At 71.0% G+C, this 19,253-nt stretch carries 9 protein-coding genes; 7 read left to right on the top strand and 2 right to left on the bottom strand.

The window, feature by feature from the left end; all coding sequences use genetic code 11:
* Positions 1–202: 202 nt before the first annotated feature.
* A complete protein-coding gene (locus ACGFIK_RS07740; protein WP_393338315.1) occupies positions 203–6,463 on the top strand; it encodes an RHS repeat-associated core domain-containing protein in 6,261 nt (2,086 codons plus the stop codon).
* A gap of 121 nt (positions 6,464–6,584) precedes the next feature.
* On the opposite strand, the gene ACGFIK_RS07735 is transcribed toward ACGFIK_RS07740, so the two are convergent.
* Together ACGFIK_RS07735 and ACGFIK_RS07730 are read right to left on the bottom strand one after the other, a co-directional pair.
* Positions 6,585–7,010, bottom strand: coding sequence for a hypothetical protein (locus ACGFIK_RS07735; RefSeq protein ID WP_327024892.1), 426 nt, complete (start codon positions 7,008–7,010; stop codon positions 6,585–6,587).
* Positions 7,011–7,044: 34 nt separating this feature from the next.
* Entirely contained in the window at positions 7,045–7,908 is an 864-nt protein-coding gene (locus ACGFIK_RS07730) for a GNAT family N-acetyltransferase (RefSeq protein ID WP_327024893.1), read from the bottom strand.
* Between the two features lie 146 nt (positions 7,909–8,054).
* Here ACGFIK_RS07730 and gltB point away from each other — a divergent pair, with 146 nt between their 5' ends.
* The 6 genes from gltB to ACGFIK_RS07700 all read left to right on the top strand — a co-directional run bounded on the left by gltB (position 8,055) and on the right by ACGFIK_RS07700 (position 19,244).
* Entirely contained in the window at positions 8,055–12,779 is a 4,725-nt protein-coding gene (gene gltB / locus ACGFIK_RS07725) for a glutamate synthase large subunit (RefSeq protein WP_393338311.1), read from the top strand.
* The gene (locus tag ACGFIK_RS07720; protein ID WP_327024895.1) at positions 12,772–14,280 is read left to right on the top strand and encodes a glutamate synthase subunit beta; all 1,509 of its coding nucleotides are present in this window, start codon (positions 12,772–12,774) and stop codon (positions 14,278–14,280) included. The genes gltB and ACGFIK_RS07720 overlap by 8 nt, the downstream gene beginning before the upstream one ends.
* A gap of 218 nt (positions 14,281–14,498) precedes the next feature.
* Positions 14,499–15,299, top strand: coding sequence for an SGNH/GDSL hydrolase family protein (locus ACGFIK_RS07715; protein WP_327024896.1), 801 nt, complete (start codon positions 14,499–14,501; stop codon positions 15,297–15,299).
* Positions 15,300–15,458: 159 nt separating this feature from the next.
* Positions 15,459–17,996 (top strand): FtsK/SpoIIIE domain-containing protein, encoded by a 2,538-nt coding sequence (locus tag ACGFIK_RS07710; protein ID WP_393338307.1) that lies wholly within the window; start codon positions 15,459–15,461, stop codon positions 17,994–17,996.
* Positions 17,997–17,998: 2 nt separating this feature from the next.
* A complete protein-coding gene (locus tag ACGFIK_RS07705; protein ID WP_393338304.1) occupies positions 17,999–18,838 on the top strand; it encodes a hypothetical protein in 840 nt (279 codons plus the stop codon).
* A 142-nt stretch (positions 18,839–18,980) separates the two neighbouring features.
* On the top strand, positions 18,981–19,244 hold the full coding sequence (locus tag ACGFIK_RS07700) for a DUF6244 family protein (protein ID WP_102660593.1): 264 nt from the start codon (positions 18,981–18,983) through the stop codon (positions 19,242–19,244).
* The last annotated feature ends 9 nt before the right edge of the window (positions 19,245–19,253 follow it).

Below are 19,253 nucleotides of genomic sequence, written 5' to 3'. Positions count from 1 at the left end.
CGGCTCCGGGCAGTCCGACACCGGTCACGTCAGGCTGCCCGAGCCGGTCTCTTTTGATCTTCGGATCGTCTCGTTCCACCTCCGGTTTGTCCGTCGAACATGCATGGGGAGCATTGCGATGAGCGTTGAGGTCGGTGGCCCGCCACAGCGGGCGAGAACGATGGGTCGTACCAATCGGTGCTTACGATGGCTGGCCGCCCCGATGGCGCTGGTCCTGGCGGTGACGTTGTTCGAGCAGCCGTCGGCTGCCGTTGCCGCGCCGAAGTGGGAACCGCCGAAGCCGAAGGAGGTCACCGGGCTCAAGGTGACCGACGTCCGGCCGGAAGCCGCCCGGCCGGATTTCTCGGCGCAGTCGCGGACGGTGCGTCAGCCGCGCCCGGTGAACTGGCCGGCGGCCGGCACGGCGACGGCCCGGCCGAAGGTGGCCGGTGCGGGTCGGGCCGGTGAGCTGCCGGTGACGGTGTCCGCCGTGGAGTCGGAGGGCCTCGGCGCCCGGAGACTGGCCGGGCCGGACGTGGTGTCGGTGCGGGTGTTCGACCGGGCGGCCACGGCGCGAGCCGGCGTGCAGGGTGTGTTGCTGGGCCTGGGCCGTGCGGACGGGGGAACAGGCAGCGGCCCGGTCTCTGTCGAGGTGGACTTCTCGGGGTTCGCGCACGCCTACGGTGGTGACTGGGCGTCGCGGTTGCGGCTGGTGCAGCGGCCGGAGTGCGCGGTGACCACGCCGCAGGTGGCGCAGTGCCAGACGTCGACGCCGATCCCGTCGGTGAACGACGCGCGCGCGTCGACGGTGTCGGCGCGAGTAAGCCTGCCGGGTGAGGCAATGACGCTGCTCGCGGTGCAGGCCGACTCGGCCGGTGACAACGGTGACTACAAGGCGACCGATCTGTCGCCGGCCGGAGCCTGGGAGGTGTCGACCCAGACCGGTGACTTCTCCTGGTCCTACGAACTGCGGATGCCACCGTCGTTGGGTGGGCCGTCACCGTCGGTGAGCCTGGCGTACTCGTCGGGCAGTGTCGACGGGATGACCTCGATGACGAACAACCAGGGTGGTTGGGTCGGCGACGGCTGGTCGTCCTGGCCGGGTTTCATCGAGCGGCGGTACGCCTCCTGCGGGGACGACAATCCGGGTCACAAGACCGGCGACCTGTGCTGGTTCAGCGACAACGCGACGTTGTCGTTGAACGGTCGGGCGGGTGAGCTGGTCCGGAGTGGTTCGGTGTGGCGGTTGAAGAACGACGACGGCACCAGGATCGAACGGGTCACCGATTCGGCGCGCAATAACGGTGACGACGACAACGAGTACTGGAAGGTGACCACCACCGACGGGGTGCAGTACTACTTCGGCTACCACCGGCTGCCGGGCTGGTCGTCGGGGGATCCGGTGACGAACTCGACGTGGACGACTCCGGTGTACGGCAACAACTCCGGTGAGCCGTGCTACGACTCCACGTTCGCGAACGCCCGCTGCGACCAGGGATGGCGGTGGAACCTCGACTACGTGGTCGATCCGAACAACAACTCGCTGGCCTACTTCTACAAGAAGGAGACCGGCGCGTACGGGCGGAACAACACTCCGACCCAGCGGACCACCTATGACCGGGGCGGTTACCTGGACCGCATCGAGTACGGCATGCGCAAGGGCGCCGAGTACAGCGCGGCCGCGCCGTTGCGGGTGACGTTCGAGACCGGCCCGCGGTGTCTGTCGAACTGCTGGACGGGCGCGGAGTGGACGTCGGATCCGAGGCCGAATTCCTGGCCGGACACGCCGTGGGACCAGTACTGCGATGAGTCCCCGTGCGTGGAGCAGAACTCGCCGACGTTCTGGTCGGCGCGTCGGCTGACCAAGGTCACCGCGCAGCTGCGCAACGGCACCTCGTCGTACCGGGATGTGGAGTCCTGGGCGTTGCGGCACGAGTTCATCAACGCCGGCACCGGTGAGGGTACGCCGATGTGGCTGCGGGGGATCACCCGTACCGGGCACGTCACCACTGCCGGTGGTGTCGCCGTCTCCGACCCGGAGATCACCTTCAACCCGGGAGCCGAGCCGTTGGCCAACCGGGTCGACGGGCCCTCGGACCAACGCACCGAGTTGAACCGGTGGCGGATCAAGCAGATCCGCACCGAGACCGGCGGCGACATCCTGATCACCTACTCAGGCCACGACTGCACCCGCACCAGCCTGCCGACGCCGCACTCGAACACCAAACGGTGTATGCCCGCCTACTTCTCCTGGCCGGGTAGCGGTGACCCGACCCTGGACTGGTTCCACAAGTACGTGGTGACCCGCATCGACCAGGACGACCTGGTCACCGACCAGCCGAACCAGACCACCTTCTACGACTACCTCGACAACCCTGCCTGGGCGTACAACACCGACGAGCTGACCAAGGACAAACACCGCACCTGGGGCGACTGGCGCGGCTACGGCCGGGTACGGGTCCGCCAGGGCGACCCGACCAACGGGGTACAGACCGCGGTCGAATACCGCTACCTGCGCGGCATGCACGGCGACAAGCAGCCCAGCGGCACCCGCTCCGTGCAGGTGTCGGACACCTGGGGCGGAACGATCACCGACCACGAGGCGCTCCAGGGCTTCCTCCGCCAGGAGATCACCTACAACGGGGTCAGCAGCAGCGGCGTCAACGGTGCCGAGGTTTCCTCCACCCTGAACGAGCCGTGGCGCCGTGGCCCGACCGCGACCCGGACGCGCAACGGCGTGACCACCAACGCCTGGATGGTGAACAACGCCTCGACCCGGACCCGTACCGCCCTCGCGGCCGGCGGGTTCCGCATCACGAAGACCGCCACCACGTACAACTCGGACGGTCTGCCGACGGCGGTGGAGGACGCCGGTGACGAGAACGTCACCGGGGACGAGACCTGCACCCGTACCCGGTACGCCCGTAACGAGGGCAGCTGGATGATCGACCGGGTCAGTCAGACGGAGGTGCTGTCGATCAGGTGCGCGGACGCGCCGAGCACGGCGACGCCGGCCACGGTCCTGAAGCGGGATCGTTCCTTCTACGACAGCTACACCGGCGACTCGTCCTTCGGCGCGGCCCCCACCAAGGGCAACGTGGTGCGCACCGAGGAACTGGACCGGTTCGACGGCGCCACCCCGGTGTATGTCCGCACCCAGTCGATGAGCTACGACGCCAACGGCCGGGTCACCGCCACGACCGACGCCAGGGGCTACAGCAGCACGACCGACTACACGACGGCCAACGGTGGCCTGCTCACCCAGACGGTGGAGACCAATCCGCTCGGCCACACGAAGACCACCGCCCGGGAACCGGCCTGGAACCTGGCCACCCGGGTGACCGACGAGAACGGGGCGTTCACCGACCTGACCTACGACGGTCTGGGCCGGCTGACGAACGTGTGGCTGCCCGGTCGGAACAAGGCCAACCAGAGCGCCAGTACGAAGATCAGCTATCAGATGCGCAACAGCGGTGGTCCGACCGCCGTCTCCACCGAGAGCCTGCTGGTGACCGGTTCGACGTACAAGAAGTCGGTCACCCTGTACGACGGCTTCCTGCGTGAGCGGCAGAGCCAGACCCAGGCCACCGGCGGCGGGCGGTTGCTGACGGAGACGTTCCACAACGCCCGGGGCGAGGTGGAGTGGACCTCCGAGCCGTACTACGACACCACGAACGCGGCACCCTCGACGACCCTCGGCACGCCGCAGGGCCAGATCCCGTCGATCACGCAGAACGTGTACGACGGGGCCGGCCGACGTACCGCCGAGATCTTCAAGGCCCTCGGCGTGGAGAAGTGGCGGACGAGCACCAGCCACGACGGTGACCGGATGCACGTCACCGCCCCGCAGGGCGGCATCGTCAGCACCGTCATCACCGACGTCAAGGGACAGACCACCCGACTGCGGCAGTACGCGAACCGGTCCGACGTCGGTTCGACCGATCCCGCGACGTACGACGAGACGCAGTACACCTACACCCTGCTCGGGCAGCAGAAGACGATCAAGGACCCGGCCGGCAACACCTGGTCGTACAGCTACGACCTGCGCGGTCGGGAGATTCAGGCGGTCGACCCGGACAAGGGCACGACCACTTCGACCTACGACGCCGAGGGCAACGTACTCACGGTGACGGCGCCGTTGGGCACCGGAACCACGACCGTCGCTTACACCTATGACGAGTTGGGCCGCAAGACCAGCGTGCGGGACGACAGCGCCACCGGCGCGATACGGGCCGACTGGGTTTTCGACACCCTGCCCAACGGGAAGGGCAAGCTGACCTCCACCACCCGCTACACCGGTGGTCAGGCGTGGACCAGCCGGACCGACTCCTACGACGCGTTCGGGCGGACCACCTCCACCTCCCTGGTGGTGCCCGCGTCGGAGCCTCAACTGTGTGCCGCGGCGGGACCGGATCCCTGCGTCTACACCACGACCACCAGCTACCGGGTCAACGGACAGACGCACCAGGTAGACCTGCCGGCCGCAGCCGACCTGCCGTCGGAACGGTTGACCTTCGGCTACAACGACCTCAGCGAGGACGGCTCGCTGCTGTCGGCGGCACAGATCTACGTCGGGGCGGTGACCTACAACAAGCTGGGTCAGCTCACCGGGCGGGAGTTGGGCGCCTTCGGCTCGCGGGTGGCGGTCACCTCCGATTTCGACGAGCCGACCCGCCGGCTGAAGGCCACCAATGTGGTGCCGGAGCTCAAGCCGGAAGCGGCGAACTGGTCCTACGAGTACGACGCGGCCGGAAATGTCACCAAGATCAAGGAGCAGCCGCAGGGGCAGACCGCGGACACCCAGTGCTACACGTACGATCACCTGCGGCGACTGACCGGGGCCTGGACCCCGGGCTCCGGTGACTGTGCCCAGAGTCCCACCGTGGCGGGGCTCGGTGGACCGGCGCCCTACTGGCACTCCTGGACCTTCGACGTCACCGGCAACCGGCTGACCGAGACCCGGCACGCGGCGACGAACACCACCTTCAATTACACCCACCCGCCCGCGGGTGCGGCCCGCCCGCACACCGTCACCAACGTCACCGCGACCGGAGGCGCGTCGTGGAGTCGTAACTACGGCTACGACAACGCCGGCAACACCGTCGCCCGGCCCACGGCCAGCGGCGCCACCCAGAGTCTGGTGTGGAACCGGGAGGGTGACCTGGAGAGCGTCACCGAGGGCGGCACCACCACCAGCTTCCGCTACGACACCGAGGGCAACCGGCTGACCCGTACCGACGCCACCGGCAAGACCCTCTACCTGCCCGGCGGCTTGGAGGTCCGCTACACCAACGCCACCGCCGCCAAGACCGCCACCCGCTACTACACCCATGCGGAAGCAGTCGTCGCGATGCGGACCGGCGAGGGACTGTACTGGATTCTCGGTGACCATCACGGCACGGCCGAACTGACCATCAATGCCGCCACCCTGGCGATCGCCAAGCGTCGCACCCTGCCCTATGGCGACAACCGGGGCAACGCGGTCGGCATCTGGCCGGCAGCCATGGACAAGGGATTCGTCGGCGGCACCAAGGATCCCACCGGCCTGACCCACATAGGTGCCCGAGAATACGATCCCTTCATCGGCCGGTTCATCAGCGTCGACCCCGTGATCGACTACGCGGACCCGCAGCAGATGCACGGCTATGCCTACAGCAACAACAACCCGGTGAGTTTCACCGATCCGGACGGCGAGTTTCTCCGCAGTGTCGTGAAGAAGGCGGCGAACGCCGCCGTGTCGACCGGCAAATTCCTGTCCGACAATGCCGGGAACATCTCACTCGGGCTGGGGGTGGCAGCAATGGCCTGTGCGGTCATTCCGCCGCTACAGGTGCTCGCGCCGGTCCTCACGGCGGGATCCGCGCTGGCCGGTGCCTATGATGCGGGCAAGAGTGCGAAGAATGGGGACTGGACCGACGCCGCCATCGGAGTGGCCGGCCTGATTCCCGGCGGCAAGGCCGTGATGCAGACCGGCAAGTTGCTCAAATCCACCGCAGGCCCGGCTAAGAAGCTCTCCGCGGCCAAGGTGCAGCACACGAAGCTCAGTTGGCAGAACCAGAAGTTCCAGCAGAACGCCCGCCGTCCCGGCCAGGACGAGAGCTACCGGAGGCTGGCGTATCAGATGGAGACCCAGGGGATGTTGTTCGCCGACTACGCCGTCAGCGTCCATCGCCGGATCCTGGGCGAGGCCGTGGATCAGGTGATCAAGCAGCCCAGGACCGGGTTGGACTTCATGGGTGACGTGCTGTTGCTGGAGAACGCCAACTTCAACGCCTGCAAGTGGTTCGTCGGCTGTGAGTCCTCACGGCATGCGACGGTCTTTCCGGAGCATGCGCAGCGCAATGTCGTCAAGGCGAGCAGCGGCGTCAGAGGTAACGGCAGCGGTGGCTACCAGCCGAAGACGACCCCGGCGAAGAACTCTCCGTCCGCGCCGGTGCGGACGCCGACGTACAACTGGACGCCGGGACGAATCGGCGGCATCTAGGCAGTGACCGCGTAGATCCGGTTCACCGACCCGGGTCGAGTCAGGTGTCGGGCCGCGAGGATGATCTTCATCCGCGCGGCCCGACCCCGTGCTGTGTGACAGTGGCCCGTCGGACGGCGACTCAGGCGGCGGGCGAGAACCATTGCCGAGACGATGCGGGCAGCAGCAGCAGGCCGATGACGGCAGCGAGCGCCACCATCCGCAACACGGTCAACGCGTCGATGTCGGGCAGTGCCGTCAGGCCGTACGCGATGTTGAAGGCGGCGAAGCCGGCGGTCAGCATCCGGGCGCGCCCGACCTGGCGCCACAGGCCGTACGCGAAGGCCAGCGAGAGAAGGACCACCCCCACGGCGAACACGGTCGCCCTCGTGTCGGTGACCCCCGGAGCAGTGCTCGTCTTGAACTGGATCGCCTGGATGACGCTCGCCAGGGGGAAAATGATCGCGGCCGCGACGACCGGGATGGGGACGCGTGTCTGACCTTGATCGATCATCGACACATGGTAGGTGTTGATCGCTTGGCTCGACCAGAGCGGCAGTCGGTGCACCTGTGCGGCTGTCGGATCAGGTTGTGCGGGCCGGTCAGGTGGTGACGGCGGCAGGTTCGGCCACGCAGGCGGTGCCCACGCGGTGGAAACCGGCCCGCAGGTAGACCCGGGCGATCTCCTCGCTACCGGCGGAGAGGAACACCAGGTCGGTTCCGTCGGCCAGCAGGGCACGGGCCAGGGTGGCGGTGACCGCCGCACCGAGTCCTCGACGGCGGGCGCTGGGCAGGGTGGCCACCCCGGCGATCTCGGCGACGTCACCGACCCGCATGGCCATGCCGCTGGCCAGCGGGCCTTCGGTGGCAGTGCCGGCCAGTACCGAGAGGTGGCTGCCGTTGGCGATGCGGGCGCGTTCCTCGTCGACCGCCGCCTCGTCCAGGCCGATCATGGCCGCGTCGCGCTCGGCCGCTCCGGACCTGCCCCGCGCGGTGCCGGGCGCGGCGAATCCGACCGCCGCCACCGCCCGCCGCGCGGCCACCGCTGCACCGAGATCATCGTCCGTCGGGCCTAGCAACCGCACCGACACGCCAGCGACGGCCTCCGGGTGGAGCAGGGTCACCGGGTCGGGCAGGGCGGCCGGGTCGAGGACCATCAACGGCGCTTCGAGTACGGCCAGGCCGGCCGCACGGGCCACCGGGAGCAGGTCCGGGTTGAGGTCGTGCACCCACTCCAGCGCCTCGGGCAGGCCCAACTCCCGCTGCCGGGCGCGGACCTCGGTCAGCTCGGCCAGCGACGGCGGCCGCCCGGCACCCCGACGCGGTCGCGCGTAGAACGGCCATCCGCGGCCTTCCCGAACGAAGAGGACCAGAGCGCCGTGATCTTCCACATGTGCCGCGTCCCGGGGCACCGCGTCGTAGAACCGTTCCAATCGGTCGAGGAGGTCGGTACGCTCGGAATCCACCCGGCGAGATTACCCGTCTCAGAGTCTGGACGGTGTGATCAATCTGCACTGGCCTTGCCCTACGAGCCCTAACGTAGACTTAATAGTCCGTATAGGGCCGACGTCGTCCCGATCATTTTTTAGCCTGAGTGACGACAGGAGGCCCGGTGGCCTTTGCGTACCCACACCGCCCCCAGCCGGCACCGCAGGACCCCCAGGTGACGTCTCCTGCCGGCCTGTACGACGCCGCTCATGAGCACGATGCCTGCGGGGTCGCCTTCGTGGCCGATCTGCACGGACGGCGCTCCCATACGGTGGTCGCCAACGGCCTGGGCGCGCTCTGCCGGCTGGACCACCGGGGTGCCCGGGGCGCGGAGCCGAACACCGGCGACGGCGCCGGCATCATGATCCAGGTACCGGACGCCTTCCTGCGCGCGGTGGTGGACTTCCCCCTTCCCCCGCACGGTGAGTACGCCACCGGTCTGGTCTTCCTGCCGGACGACGACGCCGGTGCGGCGCGGGCCCGCCAGGTGGTCGAGAAGTACGCCCTGGTCGAGGGGGCGGAGCTGCTCGGCTGGCGGGATGTGCCGGTCGATCCCTCCGACCTGGGCGACACGGCGTTGGCCGCGATGCCCCGGGTGCGGCAGTTGTTCCTCGCCGCCCGTCGGCTCACCGACACCCCGGCCGGTCCGGCCGGTTCCCCACTGAGCGGCCTGGAGTTGGAGCGGGTCGCCTTCTGCGTACGCAAGCAGGCCGAGCGGGAGTCCGCCGAGCGGGGAGTGCCGGCGTACTTCCCCTCGCTGTCCGGGCGGACCATGGTCTACAAGGGGATGCTCACCCCGGACCAGCTACCGGCCTTCTACCCGGATCTGACCGACGAGCGGGTGGACAGCGCCATCGCCCTGGTGCACTCCCGGTTCTCCACGAACACCTTCCCCTCCTGGCCGCTGGCCCACCCGTACCGGTTCATCGCCCACAACGGTGAGATCAACACCATCCGGGGCAACCGGAACTGGATGCAGGCCCGTGAGGCCCTGCTGCGTACCCCCGATCTGCCGGGCAACATCCGCCGGGTCTTCCCGATCTGCACCCCGGCCGCCTCCGACTCGGCCAACTTCGACGAGGTCCTGGAGCTGCTGCACCTGGCCGGGCGGAGCCTGCCGCACGCGGTGCTGATGATGATCCCGGAGGCCTGGGAGAACGACCCGGACATGGCCGCCGACAAGCGGGCTTTCTACCGGTTCCACGCCAGCCTGATGGAGCCCTGGGACGGCCCGGCCTCGGTCGCCTTCACCGACGGCGAGATCGTCGGTGCGGTGCTCGACCGCAACGGCCTGCGGCCGGGGCGCTGGTGGCAGACCGCCGACGGGCTCGTGGTGCTGGGCAGCGAGGCCGGGGTGCTCGACCTCGACCCGGCCACCGTGGTAGCCAAGGGTCGCCTCCAGCCCGGCAAGATGTTCCTGGTCGACACCACGACCGGTCGGATCGTGCACGACGAGGAGATCAAGACCGAGCTGGCCGCCGCCCAGCCGTACGCCGACTGGCTGCACGCCGGGCTGATCGAGCTGGACGACCTGCCGGCCCGCGAACACCAGGTCTACACCCACGACTCGGTACGCCGTCGTCAGCTGACCTTCGGCTACACCGAGGAGGAGCTGAAGATCCTGCTCGCCCCGATGGCCCGTACCGGCGCGGAGCCGATCGGGTCGATGGGCACGGACACCCCGATCGCCCCGCTGTCCACCCGGCCCCGGCTGCTCTACGACTACTTCCACCAGCTGTTCGCCCAGGTCACCAACCCGCCGCTGGACGCCATCCGGGAGGAGTTGGTGACCAGCCTGGCCTCGACCATCGGCCCGGAGGGCAACCTGCTCGACCCCGGCCCGGCGAGCTGCCGGCAGATCGTGCTGCCCTACCCGGTGATCGACAACGACGAGCTGGCCAAGATCCTCAGCATCGACGAGGACGGCGACCTGCCCGGCTTCAAGGCGGTACGGGTCTCCGGGCTCTACCGCATCCGCGACGGCGGCGCCGGGATCAAGGCCCGGCTGACCGAGATCTGCCGGCACGTCTCCGAGGCGATCGAGGACGGGGTACGCATCCTGGTCCTCTCCGACCGGGACTCCAACGCCGACCTGGCCCCGATCCCGTCGCTGCTGCTCACCGCGGCGGTGCACCAGCACCTGGTCCGGGAGCAGACCCGTACCCAGGTGGCCCTGATCGTGGAGTCCGGCGACTGCCGGGAGGTGCACCACGCGGCCGTGCTGATCGGCTACGGCGCGGCGGCGGTCAACCCGTACCTGGCCTTCGAGTCGGTCGAGGACATGATCTCCACCGGCGCGCTGGCCGGGATCGAGCCGCGCACCGCGATCCGCAACTACGTCAAGGCCCTGGGCAAGGGGGTCCTGAAGATCATGTCCAAGATGGGCATCTCCACGGTGTCCTCGTACTGCGGGGCGCAGGTCTTCGAGGCGGTCGGGCTGCACAGCCGCCTGATCGAGCGGTACTTCCGGGGCACCCCGAGCACGATCAGCGGGGTCGGCCTGGACGGCATCCACACCGAGGTGGCCGCCCGACACGCCCTGGCCTGGCCGGCGCCCGGAGTCCCGGCCGGCGACCGGCTGCCGGTGGGCGGGGAGTACCAGTGGCGCCGCGAGGGTGAACTGCACCTGTTCAACCCGGAGACGGTGTTCCTGCTCCAGCACGCCACCCGCAGCCGCCAGTACGACGTGTTCCGCAGCTACACCGCCAAGGTCGACGAGTTGGCCGCGAAGGCCGGCTCCCTGCGCGGGCTGTTCCGGCTGCGTACCGGGGAACTGCCGCCGGTGCCGATCGAGGAGGTGGAGCCGGCCAGCGAGATCGTCAAGCGGTTCGCCACCGGCGCCATGTCGTACGGGTCGATCTCGGCGGAGTCGCACGAGACCCTGGCGATCGCGATGAACCGCCTGGGCGGCAAGTCCAACACCGGTGAGGGCGGCGAGGACGTCGACCGGCTGCACGACCCGGAGCGCCGCTCGTCGGTCAAGCAGATCGCCAGCGGCCGGTTCGGGGTGACCAGCGAATATCTGGTCAACGCCGACGACCTCCAGATCAAGATGGCCCAGGGCGCGAAGCCCGGCGAGGGCGGGCAGTTGCCCGGCAACAAGGTGTGGCCGTGGATCGCCCGGACCCGGCACGCCACCCCCGGGGTGGGTCTGATCTCCCCGCCGCCGCACCACGACATCTACTCCATCGAGGACCTGGCCCAGCTGGTGCACGACCTCAAGTGCGTCAACCCGGCCGCCCGGGTGCACGTCAAGCTGGTCAGCGAGGTCGGGGTCGGCACGGTGGCCGCCGGGGTGGCCAAGCTCAAGGCCGACGTCATCCTGATCTCCGGTCACGACGGCGGCACCGGGGCCTCCCCACTGAATTCCCTCAAGCACGCCGGCACCCCCTGGGAGCTGGGCCTGGCCGAGGCGCAGCAGACCCTGCTGCTGAACAAGCTGCGTGACCGGGTCACCGTGCAGGTGGACGGTCAGCTCAAGACCGGCCGGGACGTGATCGTCGCGGCCCTGCTCGGTGCCGAGGAGTTCGGCTTCGCCACCGCCCCGCTGATCGTCTCCGGCTGCATCATGATGCGGGTCTGTCACCTGGACACCTGTCCGGTCGGCATCGCCACCCAGAACCCGGTGCTGCGGGAGCGCTACACCGGCAAGCCGGAGTTCGTGGAGAACTTCTTCCTGTTCCTCGCCGAGGAGATCCGCGGCTACCTGGCCGAGCTAGGTCTGCGCAGCATCGACGAGGCGATCGGCCGCACCGAGCTGCTGGACGTGGCACCGGCGATCGAGCACTGGAAGGCCGGCGGGCTGGACCTGCACCGGGTGCTGCACCTGCCGGAGCTGCCCGAGGGGGCGGCCCGTCGGGGCGTACGCGCCCAGGATCATGGCCTGGAGTTGGCGCTGGACAACCAGCTCATCGCGCTGGCGGAGCCGGCCCTGCGCGGCGACGGCGAGCCCGCCCCGGTGCGGGCCGAGGTGACCATCCGCAACGAGCACCGCAGCGTCGGGGCGATGCTCGGCGGGGAGGTCACCCGCCGCTACGGCGGCGCCGGGCTGCCCACCGACACGATCGAGTTCTCCCTGCGCGGCACCGCCGGGCAGTCCTTCGGGGCCTTCCTGCCCCGGGGGGTCACCCTGCGGCTGTACGGCGACGCCAACGACTACGTCGGCAAGGGGCTCTCCGGTGGTCGGCTGATCGTCCGACCGGCGCCGACCTCGCCGTTCGTCACCCCGGACGCCGCGCCGGGTAGCCGGGCCGAGGATCAGATCATCGCCGGCAACACCATCCTGTACGGCGCCACCGGGGGAGAGGTCTTCCTGCGTGGTCGGGTGGGGGAGCGGTTCGCGGTCCGCAACTCCGGTGCGGTGGCCGTCGTCGAGGGAGTCGGCGACCACGGCTGCGAGTACATGACCGGGGGCACCGTGGTGGTGCTCGGCGCCACCGGGCGCAACTTCGCCGCCGGCATGTCCGGTGGTACGGCCTTCGTCTGGAACCTGGACCGACGGCGGGTCAACACCGAACTGGTCGACCTGTCCGCCCCCAGTGAGTCCGAGCGGGCCCGGCTGCACGAGTTGGTGCAGCGGCACTTCGCCGAGACCGACTCGGCCGTCGCCGAGCAGTTGCTCAAGCGCTGGCCGGAGGCGGTGGAGGAGTTCACCGCCGTGGTACCCCGGGACTACCGCCGGGTCATGGAGATCATGCAGGCCGCCGAAGCCGCCGGCCAGGACGTCGACGAGGCGGTGATGAGCGCCCTGGCGCCCGCCGCCGCCCCACCGCAGCCGACGCCCACGCAGGCGTCGCAGTCGGTCCCGCCCGCTGACCGGGTGGTCGCCCAGGAGGTGGCTCGTGCCTGACCCGAACGGTTTTCTGCGTCACCCCCGTCGGATGCCGGCCCGCCGGCCGGTGCCGGTGCGGATCAGTGACTGGCGGGAGGTCTACCCCCCGGCCGGTGAGGAGCTGATCCGCGAGCAGGCGGCCCGGTGCATGGACTGCGGCATCCCCTTCTGCCACAGCGACACCGCCGGCTGCCCCCTGGCGAACCGGATCCCGGACTGGAACGACCTGGTCCGCACCGGCAACTGGGACGCGGCGGTGGAGTCCCTGCACGCCACGAACAACTTCCCCGAGTTCACCGGTCGACTCTGCCCGGCGCCCTGCGAGGCGGCGTGCGTGCTCGGCATCGCCGGGGGTGACCCGGTGACCATCAAGCAGGTCGAGGCGGAGATCGCCGACGCCGCCGTGGCCCGGGGGCTCACCCCGGCCGAGGTGCCGCCGCCGAGTGGCCGGTCCGTCGCCGTGGTCGGTTCCGGCCCGGCCGGGCTGGCCGCCGCGCAGCAGCTGGCCCGCGCCGGTCACGCCGTCACCGTGTACGAGCGCGACGACGCGATCGGTGGCCTGCTGCGGTACGGCATCCCCGACTTCAAGCTGGAGAAGCGGCACATCGACACCCGGCTGGCCCAGCTCGCCGCCGAAGGGGTGCAGTTCCGCACCGGGGTCAACGTCGGCGTCGACATCACCGCCGAGCAGTTGCGCGAGCAGCACGACGCGGTGCTGCTGGCCTGTGGGGCGTTGCAGGGCCGCGAGTCCGACACCCCTGGCCGGCAACTGCGGGGGGTGCACCAGGCGATGGCGCACCTGGTGGCGGCCAACCGGGTGGTTGCCGCAGCCGGTGAGGGGCGCCCCGCCCTGGCCACCCTGCCCGACGGCACTCCGATCGACGCGGCCGACAAGCATGTCGTCATCATCGGCGGCGGGGACACCGCGGCGGACTGCCTGGGGGTGGCCCACCGGCAGGGGGCGGCCGGCGTACACCAGCTGGACCTGTACCCGCAGCCGCCCCGGGCCCGCGACGAGGCCCGCGACCCCTGGCCCACCTGGCCGTGGATCCTGCGGGAGTACGCCGCCCACGAGGAGGGCGGCGAGCGGGTCTTCGCGGTCGCGGTGCAGGAGTTCGTCGACGACGGCACCGGCGCGGTCCGGGCGGTACGCATCGCCGAGGTGACCGTGGAGAAGCGCGACGGCCGACGGATCGTCACCCCGGTGCCGGGTACCGAGCGGGAACTGCCCGCCGACCTGGTGCTGCTGGCGATCGGCTTCGAGGGCACCGAGGAGCAGCCGCTGCTGGCCCAGTTCGGGGTGGCCCGCAACGCCCGGGGCGCGATCGACTCCCGGGCCGACTGGCAGACCGAGACCGAGGGGGTCTTCGTCGCCGGTGACATGCACCGGGGCGCCTCGCTGATCGTCTGGGCGATCGCCGAGGGGCGGGCCGCCGCCGCGGCGATCCACCACTACCTCGACGGGGTGGGTGCCCTGCCCGCTCCCGTCCGCGCCGACTCCCGCCCGCTGACGGTGTAAGGAAGGGCACCTTCTTAACGCCTCGTGCATAGGAAGGGCCCCCTGTTAACAGCACGCGGCCCAGAGCACACGGCACCCGCCTGATCACGCCGATCGGGCGGGTGCCGTCGGCTATTCCCTTAATCCAGATGTTTCGATAGCATTACCGCCCAGTAACAACCCTTGGCCACGCGCGCGGTTCTCGGGCTCCACCACCACCCCCTTGTGGAGGTCCGCCAATGCCCCACCGTCCGCTGGCCCGCGCCCTGGCCGCGCTGGTCGCCATCGCCACCGCCACCCTCGGTGCGCTGGCCGTGCCCGCCGCCGCCCAGGCTGCCGCTCCCATCCACTACGTAGCCCTCGGCGACTCCTACTCCTCCGGGGTCGGCGCCGGCCCGTACGACCTGTCCACCTGCCTGCGCAGTCAGAAGTCGTACGCCCCGCTGTGGGCCGCGGCCAACAACGTGGCCAGCTTCCGCTTCCCCGCCTGCGGTGGGGCGGTCACCGCCGACGTGCTCAACAACCAGCTCAGCTCGCTGAGCAGCACCACCACCATGGTCACCATCACGGTCGGCGGTAACGACGCCGGCTTCGCCGACGTGATGACCAGTTGCCGGTTCGGCAGCACCTCCAGCTGCACCAACGCGGTCAACCAGGCGAAGGCCTTCGCCACCGGCACCCTCCCGGCCCGGCTGGACCGCACCTACGCCGCCATCCGCGACCGGGCCCCCAACGCCCGCCTGATCGTGCTCGGCTACCCGCGCCTGTTCGAGACCGGCTCCTGTGGACTGCTGGCGATGAGCAGCCAGAAGCGAACCCTGCTCAACGAGGCCGCCGACACCCTGGCCCAGGTCACCGCCGACCGGGCGGCGGCGGCCGGGGCCACCTTCGCCGACACCCGGCCCACCTTCGCCGGTCACGGCGTCTGCGCCGCCCAGCCGTGGATCCGTGACGTCACCGGGGTCATCGAGGCGTACCACCCGAACGCCGACGGCTACCGCCACGGCTACCTGCCGGCCCTCAACGCGGTCACCGGCTGACCGCTCACCGCCGACGGCCGACGGTACGCACCCCGCGCACCGTCGGCCGTCGCCGTTCCACTGTGGGCCGACACGTCCGGGTACGCGGACGCGTGCCCGCCCGGCCGTGGTCCGTTAGGGTTTCAGCGGACCACAGGACGGGCGGCGGAGGAGCAGAGGTTGGGCAGGCTCGCGTCGGCGTACGGGCAGGCTACCGCCGCCCACCGGGCCGCCCGGGCCCACCTCGAGGCCGCCCGGGAGGCCCTGCGGGGGACGACACCCCCCGCACCCAGGGTCGACCCCGACCTGCTGACCCGGCTGGCCCGGGTCGGCGGCACCCTGGCCACCCCCACCCCGGGCACCCCCCTGGCCGGTCAACCGGTGCCGGTACGCCTGGGCGAGGCGATAACCGCCGGTGCGGGCTTCCCCGTCCTGGTGCCCCTCGGGGCCGGCCACCACCTGTCCGTCGACACGGACGCCCGCAACCCGGCCGTGGCCGGGCTGCTGCGCGCGGTCGTGCTGCGGCTGCTGGCCACGGCCGCACCCGGCTCGGTCCGGGTGGCCGGGCTGGACAGCGGAGCCCTGGGGGCCACCTTCGGACCCCTGCGACCCCTGCTGGACTCCGGGGTCATCGACCCACCGGCCACCACCGAGGCGGAAGTCGCCACCCTGCTGGACGCCGCCGAACAACACGCCCGTACCGCCCGGCGCAGCGACCGCCCCGACCAGGAACTCCTGGTGCTGGTCGCCGCCTCCGTCCCCTCCCCCCGCGAGGCCGCCCGGCTGGCCGCGCTCACCCACGCCGGACCGGCCGCCGCCGTCTGCGTCCTGCTGGCCGGGTGGACCGCCGCCGGGCCCGGGGAGACACTGCCGCCGCTGGGCACCACGACCACCCTGCGGATGATCGACGGGTACGCCCGGGTCGGTGACCCGCCGCACGCACCCTTCAGCGCCGACGGCAGCGGCCTGCCCCTGCCGGTACGCCTGGACGGCGACCCGCCGCCGGCCTCGGTAGCGGCGCTGGCCACCCACCTCGGCGAGACCGCCCGCCGGGGCGCCACGGTCGGCTTCGCCGATCTGCTGCCGTCCCAGCGGTGGGCCGCCTCGGCCCGCTTCGGCCTGCGTACCGTGGTCGGTCGAGCCGGCCGGGAACCCTTCACGATCGCCTTCGACGACGCCACCCCGCACTGGCTGGTCGGTGGGCGTACCGGTAGCGGCAAGACGGTGTTCCTGCTGGACGTGCTCTACGGGCTGGCCGCCCGCTACGCCCCCACCGAGTTGCAGCTCTACCTGCTCGACTTCAAGGAGGGGGTGAGCTTCACCGAGTTCGTCCCCACCGGCCGCGACCCCTCCTGGCTGCCGCACGCCCGAGCCGTGGGCATCGAGAGCGACCGCGAGTACGGGGTGGCCGTGCTGCGGGAACTGCGCCGCGAACTGCACCGCCGGGCCACCGCCCTGAAACGCCACGGGGTCACCAAACTGGCCGACCTGCCCGCTGACACCGCCGTGCCGAGGATCGTCGCCGTGATCGACGAGTTCCAGGTGCTGCTGGCCGGCAACGACCCGATCTCCCGGGAGTCGGTGGACCTGCTGGAGGAGTTGGCCCGCAAGGGCCGCTCGTACGGCATCCATCTGGTGCTGGCCAGCCAGAGCACCACCGGCATCGAGGCCCTCTACGGTCGGGCCGAGGCGGTGTTCGGGCAGTTCGCGTTGCGGGTGGCGCTGCCCGGAGGCGGGGGAGTGCTCGACCAGCTCAACGACGCCGCAGCCACCCTGCCGGTCGGCTCGGCCGTGGTGAACACCGCCGCCGGGGTGTCCGGGGCCAACACGATCATCCGCTTCCCGGACGCCTACGCCGCCGCCGAGGAGTTGACCCGACTGCGGCACGAGCTGTGGCAGGCCCGCCCGGCCACCGCCCGGCCACCCTCGGTGTTCCGGGGCTACGAGACCGCCCGGGTGGAGGAGGACCCCACCTTCACCGGCCTGCGCCCCGGCGGTCGGCGACCCCTGGCCCTGGTCGGTCGCACGGTCGACGTGGACGGCACCAGCGCCCTGTTCATCATGGACACCGCCCCCGGGCGGCACCTGGCCGTGGTCGGCACCGCCACCGCCGGTGCCGAGGTGCTGCGGGCGGCCACCCTGAGCCTGGCCCGGCAGCACACCCCCGGGGAGGTGACCTTCCTACTGGCCCCCCTGGTCGCCGCCGCCGACCCGGCCGCCGACGACACCGCAGCCACCCTGACCGCCGCCGGCCACCCGGTGGTACGCCTCGACGCCCCCGCCCTGCGGCAGCACCTGGCCACCCTCGGCGCGACCGACCCCACGACCCCGCCGGGGCGGGCCTACCTGGTGGTGTTCGGGATGGACGCCGCCGCCGGACTGCTCGCCGAGAGCGACCCGGCCACCTTCCGCAGCGGCCACGACGACCTGCGCACCCTGCTGCGTCAGGGCCCCGGTCACGGGGTGCACCTGCTCGGCTGGTGGCGGGGGCTGCGTCGACTCGCCGACGACCTCGGCGGGACCCAGAACCGCGACGACATCGCCTGCCTGGTGGCGCTGAACGTGCCCGGCGCCGACCTCGGCCTGCACCTGGGGGTGCACGACCTGGCGTACACCCCCCGGGCCGACCGGGCGTTGCTGGTCGACCGGCACGACCAGCGGATCCGACTGATCGTGCCGTTCGCCCGCGACGAGCACCCCGGCGACGGGCAGGAGTGAGCGTGTCCACCTTCGACGAGTACGCCGCGCTGGTCCGGCACCTGTCCGTCCAGCAGCGCGCCGACGAGCAGGGTGTCGCCGCCGAGGCCGACCGGCGGCGGGATCTCGGTGCGGCCGTCGACTACCTGGACCGTCGACTGTCGGCCCAGGGGCAGCGGCTGGACCAGTTGGGCCGCACGATCGCCGTCGCACCGCCGCCCGTCGGGCCGCAGCCGAGCACCGCGCCCGTCTCCGGTCCACCCGGTGCGCCGGTGTCCTCCGGGCCACCTGCGAACGGGACGGGGTGGGACGGCGGCGTAGCCGCCGCGCCGGGGCGGCCGGGGGTCGGGGCGTACTCCCAGGGGGGTGTGGGGGAGGCGGAGCGGACGTTGCCGGTGGCGGTGAGCGCGACGGCGGCCGGGGTGCCCGGCCAGCGGGTCGGCGAAGTCGACCCGGCCACGGAGCTTGAGATGGTGCGGCGGTGGGCCGACGAGGCCGACCGGTACGCCCAGCAGACCGAGGTGCTGGCCCAGCGGCCGGCGCTGCTGCCGAGCTGGTCCCCGATGGCCCGGGCGATCGCCGTCTACCTCGGGTTCGCGGCCGTGTCGGTGCTGATCATGCTGGTGATGGTGCTGGCCTCCGGAATCGGGGTGGTCGGCGGATGGACCCTGTTCTCCTGGATGTGTGCCGGCCTGCCCGCCGCCTCACTGATCGGTGGCTGGCTGGTGCTCGGCCGCTGGGGTCGGCCCGCCGTCGGCGCGACGACCGCACCCCGCTACCCGGTGATCGGTTTCCTGCTCTGCTTCCTGGCCGTACCGCTCGCCTACTGCGGCTATCTGATCCTGATCCGCACGCTGCGGTGAAGATGCGCCGAGATCTTGGTACGCCTGCGCCCCTCCAGGGGCACTTTCGTACCAAGATCTCCGCTGCTGTTTCAGGGTGCGGGAGTCTCGTAGGCTCCTTTGTGGTCGTTGCTCGGATGGTGGAGGACGTGAGGGAGGGCGTGTGAGTGCAGCGGAGATGATCGCCAGGCTGGCGGCGGCGGCACAGAAGCTGGACGAGGCCAAGGCGAAGACGGCCGCCGCCGCGCAGGACGCGGCCGAGGCGCGGCAACTCGTCGCGGGAGCCCTTCAGGGGGTCGCCGCCGGGCCGCTGATCAACATGATCGACTCGTACCGGCAGGCCCTGGCGCAGGCCGCCCAGGGTGGTGAGCCCGCCAAACAGCACGTCCAGGAGACCATCGCGAAGGTACGCGCACTGGGTAACTGACCGCCGAGG

Source organism: Micromonospora sp. NPDC048871, from assembly GCF_043198155.1.
GTDB lineage: Bacteria > Actinomycetota > Actinomycetes > Mycobacteriales > Micromonosporaceae > Micromonospora.
The sequence above is the reverse complement of the archived record's forward strand: the minus strand, read 5'-3'. Positions and strand labels throughout refer to the sequence as shown.